The following is a 2,583-nucleotide window of genomic DNA, read 5'->3' as shown; positions in this document are numbered from 1 at the left end:
CGCGGTCAACTGAACGCACTGCTCGTTGTATCCGGGCGCGCGGCGGCCCGGCTGCCAGTGCAGTTGCTGCTCGACCGCCAAGTTCCACACATAGCGGGCCTGGCGACAATGCCCGGCCAAGACCACCGCCTGCTCGGCAGTGGGAAGCAACCGATAGCGCGACACCCCCGCAACCTAACCGTCACCACCGACAACCCCCCGAAAGGAGACGCGGCATTTCATCCCCGGGCTAAAGCTAGGGGTTTCCACGCCGCAACGAGCCGATGAACGCATCCCTGCGCCGGATCTCGGTGACCGTGATGGCGGCGATCGTGCTGTTGCTGTTCAACGCCACACTCACGCAGGTGTTCACCGCCGACGGGTTGCGGGCCGATCCGCGCAACCAGCGGGTTCTGCTCGACGAGTACTCCCGCCAGCGGGGTCAGATCACCGCGAACGGCCAACTGCTGGCCTATTCGGTCGCGACCGAGAGCCGCTTCCGTTTCCTGCGGGTCTATCCCAACGCCGCGGTGTACGCCCCGGTTACCGGGTTTTATTCGTTGCGCTACTCCAGCAGCGGCCTGGAACGCGCCGAGGATCCGTTGCTCAACGGATCCGACCAGCGGCTGTTCGGTCGTCGGTTGGCGGACTTTTTCACCGGACGCGACCCGCGCGGCGGCAACGTGGACACCACCATCAACCCGCGCATTCAGCAAGCCGGTTGGGATGCGATGCAGCAGGGCTGCAACGGAGGGTGCCGGGGCGCCGTTGTCGCGCTGGAACCGTCGACCGGCAAAATCCTGGCGCTGGTGTCCTCGCCGTCCTACGACCCCAACCTGCTCGCTTCGCACGACCCCGAGCAACAGTCGCAAACCTGGCAGCAACTTCGCGACGACCCGCATACCCCGATGACCAACCGCGCCATCTCCGAGACCTACCCGCCCGGTTCGACGTTCAAGGTGATCACCACCGCGGCCGCTCTACAGAACGGCGCCACCGAAGACGAGCAACTCACCGCGGCGGCCAAAATTCCACTGCCGGACAGCACCGCCACCCTGGAGAACTACGGCGGCGCGCCGTGCATCAACGCGGAAACCGTGTCGCTGCGTGAGGCATTCGCCCGGTCGTGCAACACCGCGTTCGTCCAATTGGGACTGCTCACCGGCGCCGACGCGCTGCGCAGCACTGCCCAGTCCTTCGGTCTTGACGTCGTGCCCGACCCCACCCCGCTGCAGGTCGCCGAATCCACCGCAGGCCCGATCCCGGACGCTGCCGCGCTGGGAATGTCGAGTATCGGCCAAAAAGACGTCGCGCTGACCCCGCTGGAGAATGCAGTGGTTGCCGCTACCATCGCCAATGCCGGTGTGACCATGCAGCCCTATCTGGTGAACAGCCTGCAGGGGCCCGATCTGGCTAACATCAGCACCACCGCGCCGCACCAACAGCGCCGTGCAGTCTCCCCGGAGGTCGCCGCTAAGCTAACAGCGTTGATGGTCGGCGCCGAGAATGTCACACAGCAGAAAGGGGCGATCCCCGGCGTGCAGATCGCATCCAAGACTGGCACCGCTGAGCACGGCACCGACCCGCGCCACACGCCACCTCACGCGTGGTACATCGCCTTCGCGCCCGCACAGAGTCCGAAGGTGGCCGTTGCGGTGCTCGTGGAGGATGGCGCCGACCGGTTGTCCGCGACTGGCGGCGCGCTCGCCGCACCGATCGGGCGGGCCGTGATCGAGGCCGCGCTGCAGGGAGGACCATGAGCCCGCGAGTAGGTGTGACGCTGTCTGGCCGGTACCGGTTACAGCGCCTCATCGCCACCGGCGGCATGGGCCAGGTGTGGGAGGCGGTGGACAGCCGGCTGGGGCGGCGCGTCGCGGTCAAGGTGCTCAAGCAGGAGTTCTCCCAGGACTCGGAGTTCATTGAGCGGTTCCGCTTCGAGGCGCGCACCACCGCGATGCTCAACCATCCCGGGATCGCCAGCGTGCACGACTACGGCGAGACCCAGATGAACGGCGAGGGCCGCACCGCCTACTTGGTGATGGAGTTGGTCAACGGCGAGCCGCTCAACTCGGTGCTCAAGCGCAGCGGCCGGCTCTCGCTGCGGCACACGCTGGACATGCTCGAGCAGACCGGGCGGGCGCTGCAAGTCGCGCACGCCGCCGGTTTGGTGCATCGCGACGTCAAGCCCGGCAACATTCTGATCACGCCCACCGGCCAGGTGAAGATCACCGACTTCGGTATCGCCAAAGCCGTCGACGCTGCTCCGGTGACCCAGACCGGCATGGTGATGGGCACCGCCCAATACATCGCCCCCGAGCAGGCCCTCGGCCACGATGCGTCTCCGGCCAGCGATGTCTACTCGCTGGGAGTCGTTGGCTACGAGGCGGTTTCGGGTAAGCGACCGTTCACCGGTGACGGCGCGTTGACGGTGGCGATGAAGCACATCAAAGAGCCGCCGCCGCCGTTGCCGTCCGACCTGCCGCCCAATGTGCGCGAGCTGATCGAGCTAACCCTGGTGAAAAACCCCGGCATGCGTTACCGCAGCGGCGGACCGTTCGCCGACGCCGTCGCCGCCGTCCGCGCCGGACGCCGGCCGCCGCGGCC

At 67.2% G+C, this 2,583-nt stretch carries 3 protein-coding genes; 2 read left to right on the top strand and 1 reads right to left on the bottom strand.

Features of this window, described 5'->3' with window-relative positions:
• Positions 1–165 (bottom strand): helix-turn-helix domain-containing protein (locus WAN71_RS15865; RefSeq protein ID WP_422226244.1); only part of this gene is annotated, 165 nt, incomplete at its 3' end.
• A 98-nt stretch (positions 166–263) separates the two neighbouring features.
• Between WAN71_RS15865 and pbpA the strand changes: the two genes are divergently transcribed.
• Both pbpA and WAN71_RS15855 read left to right on the top strand, forming a co-directional pair.
• The gene (gene pbpA, locus WAN71_RS15860) at positions 264–1,739 is read left to right on the top strand and encodes a D,D-transpeptidase PbpA (RefSeq protein ID WP_422226243.1); all 1,476 of its coding nucleotides are present in this window, start codon (positions 264–266) and stop codon (positions 1,737–1,739) included.
• Positions 1,736–2,583: serine/threonine-protein kinase (locus tag WAN71_RS15855; protein ID WP_422226242.1), on the top strand; the 848-nt coding region annotated here is incomplete at its 3' end. The genes pbpA and WAN71_RS15855, both read left to right, overlap by 4 nt.

The sequence above is a fragment of the Mycobacterium sp. genome (assembly GCF_049280035.1).
Lineage (GTDB): Bacteria > Actinomycetota > Actinomycetes > Mycobacteriales > Mycobacteriaceae > Mycobacterium.
The sequence above is the reverse complement of the archived record's forward strand: the minus strand, read 5'-3'. Positions and strand labels throughout refer to the sequence as shown.

Coding starts and splice junctions, on each gene's coding strand:
- pbpA (WP_422226243.1), top strand. CDS start 264: ATGAACGCATCCCTGCGCCGGATCTCGGTGACCGTGATGGCGGCGATC.